Source organism: Simplicispira sp. GW247-4R2A (assembly GCF_059424465.1).
Window position 1 is genome coordinate 55,590 of sequence record NZ_JBWKZM010000006.1, and the last position, 16,828, is coordinate 72,417.

At 63.8% G+C, this 16,828-nt stretch carries 12 protein-coding genes; 5 read left to right on the top strand and 7 right to left on the bottom strand.

Annotated elements, in window-relative coordinates:
• The 7 genes from AC07ZH_RS06220 to aceE all read right to left on the bottom strand — a co-directional run bounded on the left by AC07ZH_RS06220 (position 1) and on the right by aceE (position 9,735).
• Complete coding sequence (locus AC07ZH_RS06220) at positions 1 to 561, bottom strand: TRAP transporter small permease (RefSeq protein WP_495198995.1); 561 nt, start codon at positions 559 to 561, stop codon at positions 1 to 3.
• The gene (locus AC07ZH_RS06225) at positions 558 to 1,637 is read right to left on the bottom strand and encodes a TRAP transporter substrate-binding protein (protein ID WP_495198996.1); all 1,080 of its coding nucleotides are present in this window, start codon (positions 1,635 to 1,637) and stop codon (positions 558 to 560) included. The genes AC07ZH_RS06220 and AC07ZH_RS06225 overlap by 4 nt, the downstream gene beginning before the upstream one ends.
• An 87-nt stretch (positions 1,638 to 1,724) precedes the next feature.
• On the bottom strand, positions 1,725 to 2,486 hold the full coding sequence (locus tag AC07ZH_RS06230) for an IclR family transcriptional regulator (RefSeq protein ID WP_158606123.1): 762 nt from the start codon (positions 2,484 to 2,486) through the stop codon (positions 1,725 to 1,727).
• 494 nt (positions 2,487 to 2,980) lie between these two features.
• Positions 2,981 to 3,211 (bottom strand): DUF3079 domain-containing protein, encoded by a 231-nt coding sequence (locus tag AC07ZH_RS06235; RefSeq protein WP_119107682.1) that lies wholly within the window; start codon positions 3,209 to 3,211, stop codon positions 2,981 to 2,983.
• A gap of 31 nt (positions 3,212 to 3,242) precedes the next feature.
• A complete protein-coding gene (lpdA, locus tag AC07ZH_RS06240; protein WP_495198997.1) occupies positions 3,243 to 5,105 on the bottom strand; it encodes a dihydrolipoyl dehydrogenase in 1,863 nt (620 codons plus the stop codon).
• A 97-nt stretch (positions 5,106 to 5,202) separates the two neighbouring features.
• Complete coding sequence (gene aceF / locus AC07ZH_RS06245) at positions 5,203 to 6,921, bottom strand: dihydrolipoyllysine-residue acetyltransferase (RefSeq protein WP_495198998.1); 1,719 nt, start codon at positions 6,919 to 6,921, stop codon at positions 5,203 to 5,205.
• A gap of 99 nt (positions 6,922 to 7,020) precedes the next feature.
• Positions 7,021 to 9,735 (bottom strand): pyruvate dehydrogenase (acetyl-transferring), homodimeric type, encoded by a 2,715-nt coding sequence (aceE, locus tag AC07ZH_RS06250; RefSeq protein WP_495198999.1) that lies wholly within the window; start codon positions 9,733 to 9,735, stop codon positions 7,021 to 7,023.
• A gap of 166 nt (positions 9,736 to 9,901) precedes the next feature.
• On the opposite strand from aceE, the gene AC07ZH_RS06255 reads away from it, so the two are divergent.
• From AC07ZH_RS06255 to AC07ZH_RS06275, 5 genes are all read left to right on the top strand, one after another.
• Positions 9,902 to 12,463, top strand: coding sequence for a PAS domain-containing sensor histidine kinase (locus tag AC07ZH_RS06255; RefSeq protein ID WP_495199000.1), 2,562 nt, complete (start codon positions 9,902 to 9,904; stop codon positions 12,461 to 12,463).
• Positions 12,460 to 13,086: a response regulator transcription factor gene (locus tag AC07ZH_RS06260; protein WP_119107687.1), complete on the top strand. Its 627-nt coding sequence runs from the start codon at positions 12,460 to 12,462 to the stop codon at positions 13,084 to 13,086. Before AC07ZH_RS06255 ends, AC07ZH_RS06260 begins: the two co-directional genes overlap by 4 nt.
• 69 nt (positions 13,087 to 13,155) lie before the next feature.
• Positions 13,156 to 14,007: a bifunctional methylenetetrahydrofolate dehydrogenase/methenyltetrahydrofolate cyclohydrolase FolD gene (folD, locus tag AC07ZH_RS06265; protein ID WP_495199060.1), complete on the top strand. Its 852-nt coding sequence runs from the start codon at positions 13,156 to 13,158 to the stop codon at positions 14,005 to 14,007.
• A 59-nt stretch (positions 14,008 to 14,066) separates the two neighbouring features.
• Entirely contained in the window at positions 14,067 to 16,097 is a 2,031-nt protein-coding gene (locus AC07ZH_RS06270; protein WP_495199001.1) for a M3 family metallopeptidase, read from the top strand.
• A 71-nt stretch (positions 16,098 to 16,168) separates the two neighbouring features.
• On the top strand, positions 16,169 to 16,828 hold the full coding sequence (locus AC07ZH_RS06275) for a glutaredoxin family protein (protein ID WP_495199002.1): 660 nt from the start codon (positions 16,169 to 16,171) through the stop codon (positions 16,826 to 16,828).

Genomic DNA, 16,828 nt, shown 5'->3' on the forward strand with positions numbered 1-16,828 from the left:
TCAGTCCTTCACGAGGATTTGGCGGGAGTTTTCCAGGCCGATGGCTTCCCGGAATTCCTCGTCCGCAACGCTGCACCAGTGCGCAAGGGCGCGGTGCAGCAGGCGCAGCGACAGCGACGCGGCACCGATGGGCACGATGATCTTGGCACTCCAGGTCGGCCAGATCAGAGCGCCCATGAGCGCATCGTTGTTGTGCCAGGCTTCGTAGGCATCCCACGCGCTGAGCCAGCAGATGCCGGCAAATATGACCGCCGCCACAAGAAACCCCGCCCCCATCACCGGGTGGTAGACGTTCAGCGGGATGTGGCGCGCGAAGTAGTCCACGGCCACGTTTTCGTTGGTGCGCAGCGTGTACGAGAACGCGAAGAAGAACGAACCGATCAGCAGGTACTGCGTGACCAGATCGAAAGCCCAGCGGATCGGGTGCTGAAAGGCGTAGCGCATCACCACGTCCGCAGCTGTTATGCCCATCATGGCCAGCACCGCCAGACCTGCAATGGCGATGAACGCGAAGTCCATCTTCCAGAGCCAGCGGTCGGACCTGAACAGCAGGGCTTTCATTGGGCGACAGCCTTGCGGAAGTCGCTCAGCACGGCGGTGCCCGGCTTGTTGCGCTTGTCAAGGGAAGTGGCCCATTCGGCGGCGACGTTTTGAAGCTTCGTGTTCAGCGCAGCCAGTTGGCCAGGGGCCATGGTGTTGCCCTTCACGCCGTCTTTTTCGAGCTCTTGCACCACTTTGACTTCCTGCGCATCGACGTACTCGCAGTGGTTCTTGGTGGCGAAATCGCCGGCTTCGACAAGCGTTGCACGCAGCTCTTGCGGTAGCCGCTTCCAGGCGCGGTCGCTGATCGCGTACACCGTGATGAAGCTGCCCAGGCTGACGTCTGTCGTCATGTGCCTGAGCTGCGTCTGCATGTCGAAGACCTTCACGCTCTGCAGCGGGGCCAGCGTGCCATCAAGCGTGCCGCGGCTGAGCGAAGGCAGGATGTCCGGGCCAGGCATGCGCACCGGCACCGCGTCGACCACGTTGGCCGTGATATCCATCGCACCGCCCGCAGTGCGCAGCTTGAGCCCGGAGAAGTCCTGGATGCTTTCGATCTTGTTCTTTGTGGTCAGCACCTTGTAGGGTGCGTAGGCCACGGACACCAGGACGCGCACCCCATTGGGCTTGAATTCCTTTTCCGCAAGCACGCCCCCGGCCTTGACCAGCGAGGCATAGGCATAGGTTCCCTGGCAGGCGTTGTTGAACATGGCCGGCAGTTCGGCGACCGAGGACATCGGGAACTTGTCGCTGATGTAGGAAGGGGAGATGTCCGCGATGTCGGCCACCCCGGTCTGCAGCAGCGTCAGTAAGTCCTTCCCCTTGCCCAGCTGCTCCGCGGGAAAGTACTGGAATTCGATCTTCCCTTTGGACAGCTCGGTCGCCTTCTTCATGAAGGGGTATGCGGCATTGGTCACCGTGTAGTGCGACACGGGCATCCAATCGGCGAACTTGAGCTTGACGGCCTCCTGGGCATGCACCGGCGCGCCCTGCAGCGCCAGGGCCAGCAATACGGCGGCGGCGGCGCCGGCTCTCAGGGTGTGGTGCAAAGGGGCATTCAAAGCGGTACGGCGGCACAAGGAGTAAGGCGTTTGCATGTGGGTCTCCTGAAAAATGGAAGCTTTTCGCATGGTGTGCTGGACGTTTCCAACGCTCCCATGCACCTAGACTGCCTCGCGCCGCGGTCAGGCGGCGGGGGCCGAATCCTCTAGCAGGTGGGCCGAAGCCATGGCGGCGGCGGTTTGCACAACCTGCGCCAAATGCTCCACGCCCACCGATTTCATGCGGCTGGACGGACCCACCACACCGATGCTGAACAAGCCCAGCATGGGGCCCACGGGCACTGGACAGGCCAGGCTGTAGGCGCCTTCGTCGATTTCGCCGTCGCACACCGCGTAGCCGTCATGGCTGACCTTGCGCAGCGTCGTCATGAAGCTGCGCAGGCTCTGGTTGCCTTCGAAGGGCAGGCTGCCGGCCTCGTACATGTTCTCCACCAATTGCTGGTCGGCGTACGCGAGGATGGCCTTGCTCGATGAGCAGGTGTCCAGCGGGCGCTCGCCAGTGCCGGGATGGATGTACGAACGCTCGGCCTGCGCCGGGGTGACGGCGTGGACAAGGGTGACCGCACCGTTGACAAAGCGCGCAAAAAAGGCGGTCTCCTTCAGTTCCGCAACCAGGAACTGCAGGGCAGGCTGAAAGGCCTTGGTCCGGTTGTCCGCCGTGAGACTGCGCCGCAGCAGCTCCTTGAACGCCGGCCCGAGCAGGTACGACCCTGCGGCATCGGTTTGCAGGTACCCCACTCCGGACAGCGCCGTGGCAATGCGGTGCGCACTGCTGCGGGGCAACCGTGTATCGCGGGTCAGTTCACCGAGGGTGAGTCCCACGGAACTTTTGGACACCGCCAACAGCACCTGGTGGTAGCGCGCAAGGGGGCTGGGAGTGGACATGGACTTGCTCATAAATCGGGATAACGTCCCGAATAATAGGACGGTCATCCCGAAATACGATCTGGTGAAAACCCTTGGCTATTCGAACCCGGAAAACAAAAAAGCCCGAACCCCCATGAAGGTTCGGGCCTGGCCATCGGACGGCAAAGGCGTGCTTGTGCTGCCGCAGCACGCCCAGTGGCCTGTTGGCACCAGGAGGGCCGCCCCGCGGGAGATGAACCGACCTTCAGGCAATGCTGAACAAGTCCCTCACGCGCCGCGTATCCGTCCCTCGGGCGGTCTGCGGCGTTGCCAATCCTCGCCATAGCTGCGGCTATGGCGAGGATTTGCGCCTTGCCTCCCATCCCGATGCACGGCGCGCGTCATCGCGGGGACTTGTTCAGCATCGCCTTAAGGCAGGTTCTACATCACCGGGCTAGGATGTCGGAGCTCAGCGTGACGATGGGCACGATCTAGCCGGCCTGTTCGGGCAATGATGCGCAGGAGCGGCGCGGTCAATGCGTGGGGCGTTCAGCGCCAGGATGGCAGGTGGTTGTGGGCGCCTGGGTTTCGCCGTCGTTCTCCGAGCCCCACTCGGCCCAGTCTTCCCCGAACAACTCCGCCGGGTGCGGCGTGCGGTCCGAGCCGTTGCCGCAGCGCATGTCGCCCACAGGGCAGTACAGGTCGCAGCCCCAGCACACCCGTTCGGGGTGCGCGGGGGCCTTGGGGAACTTCTTGGCTGCCACGGCTGCGCTCGATGAGGGGGTGCGCTCCCGCCTACTTGCGTGCCGGCGGCACGTCCGTGCAGCTGCCGTGCGCCACCTCAGCCGCCATGCCGATGCTCTCGCCCAGCGTGGGGTGCGGGTGGATGGTCTTGCCGATGTCCACCGCGTCGGCGCCCATCTCGATGGCCAGGGCGATCTCGCCGATCATGTCGCCCGCATGGGTGCCGACGATGCCGCCGCCGAGAATCTTGCCGTGGCCATGCGCCTCGGGCGAGTCGTCGAACAGCAGTTTGGTGACGCCCTCGTCGCGGCCATTGGCGATGGCACGGCCGGAGGCCGTCCAAGGGAACAGGCCCTTCTTGACCTTGATGCCCTGGGCCTTGGCCTGGTCCTCGGTCAAGCCCACCCAGGCCACTTCGGGGTCGGTGTACGCGACCGACGGAATCACACGGGCGTTAAAGGCGGCGGATGCCAGCTCCTTGTTGCCCTGCAGCTCGCCCGCGATGACTTCCGCGGCCACGTGTGCCTCGTGCACCGCCTTGTGCGCCAGCATGGGCTGGCCCACGATGTCGCCGATGGCGAAGATGTGCGGCACGTTGGTGCGCATCTGGATGTCGACGTTGATGAAGCCGCGGTCCGTGACAGCCACGCCGGCCTTGTCGGCGGCGATCTTCTTGCCATTGGGCGTGCGGCCCACGGCCTGCAAGACCAGGTCGTACACCTGGGGTTCGGGGGCGGTGCCGCCCTCTTCCGCTGCGGCAAACGTCACCTTGATGCCCTCCGGCGTGGCTTCAGCCCCCACCGTCTTGGTCTTGAGCATGATGTTGTCGAAGCGCTTGGCATTCATCTTCTGCCAGATCTTGACCAGGTCGCGGTCGGCGCCCTGCATCAGGCCGTCCATCATTTCGACCACGTCCAGGCGCGCGCCCAGCGTGCTGTAGACGGTGCCCATCTCCAGGCCGATGATGCCGCCGCCCAGGATGAGCATGCGCTTGGGAACGCCTTGCAGCGCCAGGGCACCTGTGCTGTCCACCACGCGCGGGTCTTCGGGCATGAAGGGCAGGCGCACGGCCTGGCTGCCGGCGGCGATGATGGCGCGCTTGAAGGCGATGGTCTTCTTGCTGCCGGTTTTTTCCTGCGCCGTACCGGTGGTTTCCTCAACCTCCAGATGGTTGGCGCCGACGAAGCTGCCGTAGCCGCGCACGGTGGTGACCTTGCGCATCTTGGCCATGGCAGCGAGGCCGCCGGTGAGCTTGCCGACGACTTTTTCCTTGTGGCCACGCAAGCCGTCGACGCTGACCTTGGGCGCGCCGAATTCGATGCCTGCGGCGGCCAGGTGGCCCACTTCGTCCATGACGGCCGCGACGTGCAGCAGCGCCTTGGACGGAATGCAGCCGACGTTCAGGCAGACGCCGCCCAATGTCGCGTAGCGCTCGACCAGTACCACCTTGAGGCCCAGGTCGGCCGCGCGGAAGGCGGCCGAGTAGCCGCCGGGGCCACCGCCGAGCACCAGCAGGTCGCAGTCCAGATCGGTATTTCCCGAGAAGGCGAATGCTATTGGATTCGTAGCTGCTTGCGCTTGTGGCGCCTGCGCTAGAGCCTGTTTTGGCTCTGAATTCTGTGCAGGAGCGGGGGCAGATGCCGGGGCGGCAACGGGTGCTGGCGCCATGCCTGCGCCCGGCGTCTCCAGCGTGAGCACTACGCTGCCCTCATGGATCTTATCGCCGAGTTTGACCTTCAATTCCTTGACCACGCCAGCGTGGCTCGACGGGATTTCCATTGAGGCCTTGTCGGACTCCACGGTGATCAAACTTTGCTCGGCCTTGATGGTGTCGCCGGGCTGGACCATCACTTCGATGATGGCCACTTCGGCGAAGTCGCCGATGTCGGGTACTTTGATGTCGATGATTGCCATTGGGAGGCCTCGAAGTGTGGGGGTCAGAGCACGGCGCCGTGGTGCCTTGAAGTGTGTGGGTCAGAGCACGGCTGCGCCGTGGTCCGACCCCCAGGAGTTAAAGAAGCACGCGGCGGAAGTCGCTCAGGATTTCGCCCAGATAGACGTTGAAGCGCGCCGCAGAGGCGCCGTCGATCACGCGGTGGTCCCAGGTGAGCGAGAGCGGCAGCATCAGGCGCGGCTGGAAGGCGCTGCCGTTCCACACCGGCTCCATCTGGCTCTTGCACACGCCCAAAATGGCCACCTCAGGCGCGTTGATGATGGGCGTGAAATAGCGCCCGCCAATGCCGCCCAGGCTGGAGATGGTGAAGCTGGCGCCGCTCATCTCGGCCGGGCTCAACTTGCCCTCGCGCGCCTTCTTGGCCAGCTCGCCCATTTCCTGGCTGATCTGGAAGATGCCTTTCTTGTCGGCATCCTTGAGCACCGGCACCATCAGCCCATTGGGCGTGTCGGCGGCAAAGCCGATGTGCCAGAAGTTCTTCATCACCAGCGCATCGCCGTCCAGGCTGCTGTTGAAGTCGGGGAACTTCTTGAGCGCCGCGACGCAGGCCTTGATGAGGAAGGCCAGCATGGTGACCTTGACACCGCTCTTGCTCTTCTCCGCTTCCTTGTTGAGCTGCACGCGGAAGGCTTCGAGCTCGGTGATGTCGGCGTCGTCGTGGTTGGTGACGGCCGGGATCATCACGGCGTTGCGCAGCAGGTTGGCGCCGCTGATCTTCTTGATGCGGCCCATCTCCTTGCGTTCGATGGGGCCGAACTTGGCAAAGTCCACCTTGGGCCAGGCGATCAGGCCCAGCTCGCCGCCACCGGACGCGGCGACGGGCGCAGCGCCCTGCGCTTGCGTGCGCTGGCTGCCGGCCATGACGGCACGGGTGAAGTTCTGCACGTCTTCCTGCGTGATGCGGCCCTTGGCGCCGCTGCCCTTGACTTCGGCCAGCGGTACGCCCAGCTCGCGCGCAAACTTGCGCACCGAGGGCGATGCGTGCGGCAGGCCCAGCACGGCCGCGCCCGGCTGGTGGGCGGCCGCGGCCACCACGGGCGCGGGCACTGAGGCTTGCGCGCCAGCGGGTACTGGGGCCACAGCGGCCTGCGCTGCCGGTGCCGGCGCAGTTGCCGGGGCAGGAGCGGCAGCGGCCGGTGCTGCGGGAGCCGCCGCTGCTGCGGGGGCGGCCCCTTCGAGCACGGCGACGAAATCGCCAATATTGATCTTGTCGCCGACCTTGACCTTGAGCTCCTTGAGCACGCCAGCGGCGGGCGAAGGAATTTCCATGGACGCTTTGTCCGACTCGACGGTGAACAGCGATTGTTCAAGCTTCACCGCATCGCCCACCTTGGCGAGGATTTCAATGACGGCCACGTCCTTGAAATCGCCAATATCGGGCACGCGCACTTCCAGCAGGCCGGACGGTGCTGCAGCCTGCGCAGGCGCAGTTGCTGCCGCAGACGCTGCGGGTGCGGCCACGGGCGCTTCTGATTTGCTAGCTGCTGGCGCTTGTGCAGCCTGCGCTGGAGCCACTTCTTGGTCTGAATTTCCGGTGTCCGCCGCTTCAACCACGGCGATCACAGAGCCTTGCTTGACCTTGTCGCCCAGAGCCACCTTCAGCTCTTTGAGCACGCCTGCGTGGCTCGACGGAATTTCCATCGACGCTTTGTCCGATTCGACGGTGATCAGCGACTGCTCTGCCTGCACCGTATCGCCCACCTTGACCAGCAGTTCGATGACGCCGACTTCGTCAAAGTCGCCAATGTCGGGAACCTGAATGTTTACCAATGCCATGTTTGTCTCGCTTTCTTTTCGGGAGACGACTTGCAACTGGGACACCGCCCTGCGCTGGCGGGGCGGTGTCCTGGCTGAAAAGTGGGTCTCGATGTGCGCTTATGCGTAAAGAGGGTTCACCTTCTCGGTCTGGATGCCGTACTTCTGGATGGCCTCGGCCACCTTGGCTTGCGGCAGCTTGCCCTCATCCGCCAGAGATTTGAGCGCGGCCACCGTGATGTAGTGGCAGTTGATCTCGAAATGCTCGCGCAGCTTGTAGCGGAAATCGCTGCGGCCAAAGCCATCCGTGCCCAGCACCTTGTAGCTGCGCCCGGCAGGAATGTACGGACGAATCTGCTCGGCGTAGGCCTTGATGTAGTCGGTCGACGCCACGATCGGGCCGCTGCGGCCTGACAGTTGCTGTGTGACAAAAGGCACGCGCGCTGTCTCCAATGGGTGCAGCAGGTTCCAGCGCTCGGCATCCTGGCCCTCACGGGTTAGCTCATTGAAGCTGGTGCAGCTCCAGACATCGGCCTGCACGCCCCACTCGGCGGCCAGCAGTTTTTGCGCTTCAAGGGATTCCCGCAGGATGGAGCCCGAGCCCAGCAACTGCACGCGTTTGTCGCCCTCGGCGCCTTGCTTGCACAGGTACATGCCCTTGAGAATCTGCTCTTCGGTGCCCGCCGTCAGGCCAGGCATGGCGTAGTTTTCGTTCAGCAGGGTGATGTAGTAGTACACATTCTCCTGGCGCTCAACCATGCGCTTCAAGCCTTCTTGCATGATGACAGCCACCTCGTGCGCAAAGGTCGGGTCGTAACCGACGCAGTTGGGGATCACGCTGGCCAGAATGTGGCTGTGGCCGTCTTCGTGCTGCAAGCCTTCGCCGTTGAGCGTGGTGCGCCCGGAGGTACCCCCCAGGATGAAGCCGCGCGCCTGCATGTCGCCGGCCGCCCAGGCAAAGTCACCAAAGCGCTGGAACCCGAACATCGAGTAGTACACGTAGAACGGAATCATGATGCGGTTGTTCGTCGAATACGACGTCGCCGCGGCAATCCACGAACACATGCCGCCGGCTTCGTTGATGCCTTCCTGCAGGATCTGGCCGTTGGCCTGCTCCTTGTAGTACATCACCTGCTCGCGGTCCACCGGGGTATAGAGCTGGCCCTTGGGGTTGTAGATGCCGATCTGGCGGAACATGCCTTCCATGCCGAAGGTGCGCGCCTCATCGACCAGGATGGGCACGACGCGCGGACCCAGCGCCTTGTCGCGCAGCAACTGCGTCAAAAAGCGCACATAGGCCTGGGTGGTGCTGATCTCGCGGCCTTCGGCCGTGGGCTCCAGGATGGCCTTGAAGGTCTCCAGCGACGGCACGGTGAAATGCTCGTCGGCCTTCTCCCGGCGCTTGGGCAGGTAGCCGCCCAGCGCCTTGCGCCGCTCGTGCAGGTAGCGCATTTCCGGCGTGTCGTCGGCCGGTTTGTAGTACGGCAGCTTTTCAAGCTCGCTGTCGGGGATGGGGATGGCGAAGCGGTCGCGGATGTAGCGGATGTCCTCGTCGGCCAGTTTCTTGGTCTGGTGCACCGTGTTCTTGCCCTCGCCGGCCTTGCCCATGCCGTAGCCCTTGACGGTCTTGACGAGCAGCACGGTGGGGTCGCCCTTGTGCGCGTTGGCAGCATGGAAGGCCGCGAAGACTTTCTCCGGGTCGTGGCCACCCCGGCGCAGTTCCCAGATGTCGTCGTCGCTCAGGTGTTCGACCAGTTTCAACGTTTCCGGGTACTTGCCGAAGAAATGCTTGCGGATATAGGCGCCGTCCATGGCGCGGTAGGTCTGGTAGTCGCCATCCACCGTCTCCATCATCACCTGCCGCAGCTTGCCGCTCTTGTCGCGCGCCAGCAGGTCGTCCCAGCCCTTGCCCCACAAGAGCTTGATGACGTGCCAGCCCGCGCCGCGGAAGTCGCCTTCCAACTCTTGAATGATCTTGCCGTTGCCGCGCACCGGGCCGTCGAGCCGCTGCAGGTTGCAATTGATAACGAAAATCAGGTTGTCGAGCTGCTCACGCGCCGCCAAGCTGATGGCACCCTTGCTCTCGGGTTCGTCCATTTCGCCGTCGCCCAGGAACACCCAGACCTTGCGGTTGGCCGTGTCGGCAATCCCGCGCGCGTGCAAATATTTAAGAAAGCGCGCCTGGTAGATCGCCATCATGGGCCCCAGGCCCATGCTGACGGTGGGGAACTGCCAGAAGCCCGGCATCAGCTTGGGGTGCGGGTAGCTCGACAGGCCCTTGCCGCCGACTTCCTGGCGGAAATTCTCCAGTTGGTCTTCGGAAATGCGCCCTTCCAGGTAGGCGCGCGCGTAGATGCCCGGTGCGCTGTGGCCCTGAAAGTAGATGCAGTCGCCGCCGTGGGTTTCGCTCTCGGCGTGCCAGAAATGGTTGAAACCGGCACCCCACATGCTGGCCAGCGAGGCAAAGGAGCCGATATGCCCACCCAGATCGCCGCCGTCGGCCGGGTGCAGGCGGTTGGCACGCACCACCATGGCCATGGCGTTCCAGCGCATGTAGGCGCGCAGGCGCTTTTCAATCGAGATGTTGCCCGGGCAGCGCGCTTCCTGGTCGGGCTCGAGCGTGTTCACGTAGCCGGTATTGGCGGAAAACGGCATGTCCAGGCTGTTCTGGCGCGCATGTTCCAGCAGTTGCTCAAGAAGGAAGTGCGCACGCTCCAGGCCTTCGCTTTCGATCACGGCGGACAAGGCATCTGTCCACTCGCGCGTTTCCTGTTGGTCGGTATCTGTAATGCCTGCTGCCGCAAGGGGGGCGGGGGTCTGGGACGCGTCTGCCATGCTCTGTCTCCTATGTGTTTGACCACAATTTAGTACGGTTCCTCTAGTTTCGCACATTTTTCCAAAATTTCAAATAGTGCATTTTCATTTCATATTGTGATATTTTGAAATCAATCAGCCACTTCCACTACCAGAAACGAAGCGCGCTCCCCTCTACACTCGCTCCATGTCCTTGAAGACTTCCCAAGCTCCGGCCCCGATCCGTGCGCCCTCGCAGCGCAGTGCGGTGGCGCGCTGGTGGGCCACCTGGTGGCGCAGCCTGTCCCCCAACCGGCAAGACCGATTTGCTGCGCTGGCGCCGCTGGCGGCCGTTCTGTTGTTTCTTGCGGCCATCGTCGCGGCCTTTTGGTACTTGCGCGTCGAAGAGGCCTACCGCGAGCAGGAGGCGGTGCGCCGCGACGTTGAATATGCGCAGCAGCGCATCCGGCTGCGTTTGCTGGAGCGCCAGGAGCAGTTGATGCGGATTGCGCGCGATCTGTCCAACAAGGACATCGAGCTGCCCCAGTTCCACCAGCGTGCCGAGGCTCTGATCGGTCAATACCCCGAGCTCCAGGCCATCACCTGGATCGACGAAACCGGCCGCATCCTCGCGAGCCATGCGACACCGACCATCACAAGCGCCCAAGTGCGCGTGGCCGGCGAGGTGTTGCACAAGGGCGAAACGCAAACCGTGTTCGCGCTGTCACGTTCAACGCAGCAGCCGGTGTACTCCCAGCCTGCACTGGCAGATGACGAATCGGTCCCCTTGCTACAGTTGCAGGTCCCCATCAATGCGCAGGGCAATTTCGCTGGCGTGGTGTTGGGGGAGTATTCCGTGGACAACCTGCTGCGCTATGGCACGCCCACCGAGCTGCTGGCCCGTTATGCCATGACGCTGCTTGACGCCAAGGGCAAGGTCCTCGCCGGCGTGCCCCTGGCACCACGCGAGCCCCCCGAATGGATGCCGGGTGACCGCCGCACCACGGCCTACCAGGTGCCGGTCTCGCCCGTGGGCGATAGCCTGGTGCTGCGCGCCCAGGCCTATCGCACCTCGCTCGGGTTGGTGGGCAGCGGCCTGTTCTGGCTGGTAGGCGCGCTGAGCGCCATGACGGCCTGGATGCTGATCGCCACCTGGCGCCATACGCGCCGGCGCATGCAGGCCCAGGAGGCACTGGTGCAGGAAACGAATTTCCGCCGTGCGATGGAAAATTCCGTCCTCACCGGCATGCGCGCGCTGGACCTGAACGGCCAAATCACCTACGTCAACGCCGCCTTTTGCCAAATGACGGGTTGGACCGAAGAGGAACTCGTCGGCCAGATGCCCCCTTTTCCCTACTGGCCCGACTCCGACCACGAAACGCTGCGCGCCCGGCTACAGGACGAGCTCAGTGGCAAGAGCATCGCTGGCGGCTTCCAAGTGCGGGTGCGGCGCAAGAGTGGCTCCGTGTTCGACGCTCGGCTCTACGTCTCGCCCTTGATCGATGCGCGCGGCCGCCAGACCGGCTGGATGACTTCGATGACCGACATCACCGAGCCCAACCGCATCCGCGAGCAACTCACCGCCTCGCACGAGCGCTTCACGATCGTGCTCGAAGCGCTGGACGCCTCGGTTTCGGTCGCGCCGCTGGGCAGTGCCGAGCTGTTGTTTGCCAACAAGCTGTACCGCCAATGGTTTGGCTCCCAGACCGACGGCCATTTGCAACTCGTGGCGCAGGCTGGCGTATTGCCAGCCGGTGATGCCGGCCACCCCTCGGACGAAGACCCGCTGATGGGCCTGCCCACCGACAGCCTGACCAGCGCCAACACCGAAAACGCAGAAATCTTCCTGCCCGATCTGGGCAAGTGGCTGGAAGTGCGCTCTCGCTATTTGAGTTGGGTGGATGGGCGCCTGGCGCAAATGGTGATTGCCACCGACATCACGCCGCGCCGCCTGGCCGAAGCGCAGGCTGCGCGCCAGACCGAGCGCGCCCAATCCGTCAGCGGCCTGATCACCATGGGCGAGATGGCATCCAGCGTGGCGCATGAGCTCAACCAGCCGCTCACCGCCATCAGCAACTACTGCAGCGGCATCATCTCGCGCGTCAAAAGCGGGCAAATCACCGAGCCTGCCTTGCTGGCCGCGCTGGAGAAGACAGCGCACCAGGCGCAGCGCGCCGGCCAGATCATCCAGCGCATCCGCGAATTCGTGAAGAAAAGCGAGCCCAAGCGCCAGCTCGCCAACGCCGAGCAAATGGTGGCCGAAGCTGTCGAACTGGCCGGTATTGAACTGCGCCGCAACAACGTGCGCCTGACGCAGTACCTTGCCGCACGACTGCCTCCTGTCATGGCCGATTCCATCCTGATCGAGCAAGTGCTGGTCAACTTGATGAAGAACGGCGCCGAATCCATCGCCAACGCCGCTCGCCCACCGGCACAGCGCAGCGTGGAACTGCGCGTAGTGCCGCGCCAGATGAATGGCGTGGAAGGGCTCGAATTTTCCGTACAGGACAGCGGACGCGGCCTCGCCCCCGAAGTGCTGGAGCGCCTGTTTGAAGCCTTCTTCTCGACCAAGACGCAAGGCATGGGCATGGGGCTCAACTTGTGCCGCAGCATTGTCGAGTCGCACCAGGGCAGGATGCGGGCAGAGAACATTTACAATGGCCCAGAGGTTACGGGTTGCCGCTTCACCTTCTGGTTGCCGCTCGCTGCGCCTGCCATTGACACTACAAATGTTGTAGCAAACACCGACTCCCCAAGGACAATTGCATGAGTTTGATTCCCAAAAAAGGTACCGTCTATGTTGTCGACGACGACGAAGCGGTGCGTGATTCGCTGCAATGGCTGCTCGAAGGGAAAGACTACCGGGTTCGATGTTTTGATTCCGCCGAGTCCTTTCTGGCGCGCTACGACCCGCGTGAAGTCGCCTGCCTGATCGTCGACATCCGCATGGGCGGCATGACGGGGCTCGAGTTGCAGGAACGCCTCATTGAGCGCAAATCTCCCTTGCCCATCGTGTTCATCACCGGCCACGGCGACGTGCCCATGGCGGTGGACACCATGAAGAAAGGCGCGCTCGACTTCATTCAAAAGCCCTTTGATGAAGAAGCGCTGCTCACTCTGGTGGACCGTATGCTTGAGCGTGCACGCGAGTCCTTCGCCGACTACCAGCAAGCGGCCAGCCGCGAGGCTTTGCTCTCCAAGCTCACCACGCGCGAAGCGCAGGTGCTTGAGCGCATCGTCGCCGGGCGGCTGAACAAGCAGATCGCCGACGACCTGGGTATCAGCATCAAGACGGTGGAGGCGCACCGCGCCAACATCATGGAAAAGCTCGGCGCCAACACCGTGGCAGACCTGCTCAAGATCGCACTGGGTCAGGCTGCTCCGCGCCCTTGATTGCTCCTTTTTATATAGCTGCCAGCGCATATAGAATAAGCGCTAGAGGCCAATTTGATTGATATTTTTATGACGGCGACGATCATTGATGGAAACGCGCTCGCAGCGCAACTGCGCGCCGATGTGGCACGCCGCACCGCCGAACTCACTGCACGCGGTACGCAACCCGGCCTGGCCGTGGTGCTCGTGGGCGAAGACCCGGCAAGCCAGGTGTACGTGGGCAAAAAGGTACAGGCCTGCGCCGATGCAGGCTTTCATTCGGTGCTGGAGCGTTATGGCGCCGACCTGACCGAGGCCGACCTGCTCAGTCGCATTGCAGCGCTCAACGCCGACCCGCGTATTCATGGCATTCTGGTGCAACTGCCATTGCCCAAGCACATTGACGCGCAAAAGGTCATTGCAGCCATTGCGCCAGAGAAAGACGTGGACGGCTTCCATGTCGCCAGCGCCGGCGCTTTGCTCACCGGCACGCCCGGTTTCTGGTCGTGCACGCCTTACGGCTGCATGAAGCTGATCGAGAGCACGGGCATCGACCTGCGCGGCAAGCATGCCGTGGTCATCGGGCGCAGCAACAACGTCGGCAAGCCCATGGCGCTGATGCTGCTGCAAAAGAACGCCACCGTCACCGTGTGCCACAGCGCCACGGCCAACCTCAAGCACCACACGCTGCAGGCCGACGTCATCGTCGCGGCAGTCGGGCGGCAAAACACCGTCACGGCCGACATGGTCAAGCCTGGCGCGGTGGTCATCGACATCGGCATGAACCGCAACGCCGCCGGAAAGCTCTGCGGCGACGTGGATTTCGAAGGTGTCAAGCAGGTCGCCGGCTGGATCACGCCCGTGCCTGGTGGTGTCGGCCCCATGACCGTGACCATGCTGCTGGTCAACACACTGCAAGCCGCCGAACGCGCGGCCGCGTGACGTGTTGCAAGCGCCTCATATTCCTTGAACCCGCGCCTGCGGGCACCATCTATACCCGCATGAGCAATCCCCTTCTCGACTTTTCCGGCCTGCCGGCCTTCGACCGCATCGCGCCCACGGATGTCGCGCCCGCCATGGACACCCTGCTGGCGCGCGCCGATGCCGCGCTGCAAACGGTCACGGCACCCGAATTTCCCGCCAACTGGAACGCCATCGCCCGCGTGCTGGACGTGGCCACCGAAGAACTGGGCCGCGCCTGGGGCGTCGTCAGCCACCTGAACAGCGTCGCCGACACGCCCGAGCTGCGGGGCGCCTACAACGCTGCCCTGCCCCGCGTGACGGACTTCTGGACGCGCCTGGGTGCCGATGAGCATCTGTACGCCAAGTACAAGGCCATCACGCCTGCCAGCCTCAATGCCGAGCAACTGCAGGCCTGGAAAAACGCCGTGCGCAATTTCGTGCTGTCGGGCGCCGAGCTCACAGGAGCGGCGAAAGAGCGCTTCGCGCAGATCCAGGAGCGCATGGCCGAGCTGCAGCAGAAGTTCAGCGAGAACGCGCTCGATGCGACCGACTCCTTCGCCTACTACGTACCCGAGGAGGAACTCGATGGCGTCCCCGCAGACGTCATCCAGGCCTGCCGCGACGCGGCGAAGGCCGAGGACAAGGCCGGCTGCAAGCTCAGCCTCAAAATGCCGGTGTACCTGCCCATCATGCAGTTCGCCCGCAGCAGCGCCCTGCGCCAGGTCCTGTACCGCGCCTACGCCACGCGCGCCTCTGACCAGGCCGAGGGCGAAGCCCAGCGCTTTGATAACAGCGCCCTGATCCGTGAGATTCTCGCCCTGCGGCAGGAAGAAGCGCATTTGCTTGGCTACGCCAATTTTGGCGAGGTGTCGGTGACCCCCAAGATGGCCCAATCGACGGCCGAGGTGGTGAGTTTTCTGCGCGACCTGGGGCAACGCGCTCGCCCGTACGCGGAGAAAGACGTATCGGATTTGCGTGCTTTTGCCGCTGAGCAGCTCTCGCTTGCCGATCCGCAACCCTGGGATTGGCCCTATATCTCTGAACAACTCAAGGAAGCGCGCTACGCCTTCAGCGAGCAAGAGCTGCGCCAGTATTTCCCGGCCCCCACGGTACTTGCCGGGCTGTTCAAGATTGTCGAAACCCTGTTCGAGGTGGCGATTCGCCCCGACCAGGCGCCCGTCTGGAACCCGGCTGTACAGTTCTACCGCATCGAACGCGCCGGCAGTCTGGTGGGCCAGTTCTACCTCGACATGCCCGCGCGCAATGGCAAGCGGGGTGGCGCCTGGATGGACGACGCACGCACCCGCTGGCTGCGGCCCGATACCGGCGCGCTGCAAACACCCGTCGCCTACCTGGTGTGCAACTTCTCCGCTGGCAGCGAAGGCAAGCCTGCACTGCTCACGCACGACGACGTCATCACCCTGTTCCACGAGTTTGGCCACGGCCTGCAGCACATGCTCACGCAGGTGAACGAACGCGACGTTTCCGGCATTGCCGGAGTCGAATGGGATGCGGTCGAACTCCCCAGCCAGTTCATGGAGAACTTCTGCTGGGAATGGGACGTGCTGCGCCACATGACAGCCCACGCCGACACGGGCGCGCCGCTGCCCCGCAGTCTGTTCGACAAGATGATTGCCGCGAAGAATTTCCAGAGCGGCATGCAAACGCTCCGGCAAATCGAGTTCGCCCTGTTTGACATGCTGCTGCACACAGAACACGACCCGGCGCAGGATTTCATGCCGCTGCTCGACCTGGTGCGTGCCGAGGTGGCCGTGTTGCAGCCGCCGGCCTTCAGCCGCACGGCGCACACCTTCAGCCATATCTTCGCCGGCGGCTATGCCGCAGGCTATTACAGCTACAAGTGGGCCGAAGTCCTCTCCGCCGACGCCTATGCAGCCTTCGAGGAAACCACCGGCGCCGACGGCCTGCCCAACCCGGAAACCGGCCGCCGCTACCGCGAGGCCATTCTGGAATCAGGCGGCAGCCGCCCGGCGATGGAGTCGTTCAAGGCGTTCCGCGGCCGTGAGCCCAGCCTGGACGCCTTGCTGCGCCACCAGGGCATGGCCTGAGGCATTCGCGCCCAGGGCCGAATTTCGGTGCAAGAATCCCCCTATTGGTTTTGGCAATCAGGAGACGCTTGATGACAGTTTCACGCACGGTCTGGATTCCCTCGATCCTGGCGCTAGCCGCACTGGTCGTTGCTGCAAGCGTGCAGGCCCAGCCGGTGTACCGCATCGTCGGGCCTGACGGCAAAGTGACCTTTTCCGATCGCGCACCCGAGGTGGCCCAGCCCGGTGCGCACACCAGCACGGTCACGCCAACCGAGTCTGCAACCAGCACGTCCACCCTGCCCTTCGATCTGCGCCAGGTGGCACAGCGTTTTCCCGTCACGCTGTATTCCGGCGACAAATGCGCACCGTGCGACAGTGCACGCAGCATGCTGTCCACGCGCGGCATTCCCTTTTCCGAGCGCACCGTGAATACCAATGAGGATGTGGAAGCCCTGCAGCGCCTGAGCGGCAACACCAATCTGCCTTTTGCCACCATCGGCGGGCAGCAGCTTTCGGGTTACTCAGCCACCGAATGGGCACAGTACCTGGATGCTGCCGGCTACCCCAAGCAATCGCAGTTGCCTGCCAACTACCGCCGCGCCGCGCCAATGCCCCTGGTCGCGGTCACACCCGCGCAGGCAGCATCCAAACCGGCAGCCGCCGCCACCACCGCACGCCCCCGGCAGCGTCCACCCACTGCAGCACCTTCTGGGCCTACGCCCTCCAATCCGGCAGGCATCCAGTTCTGA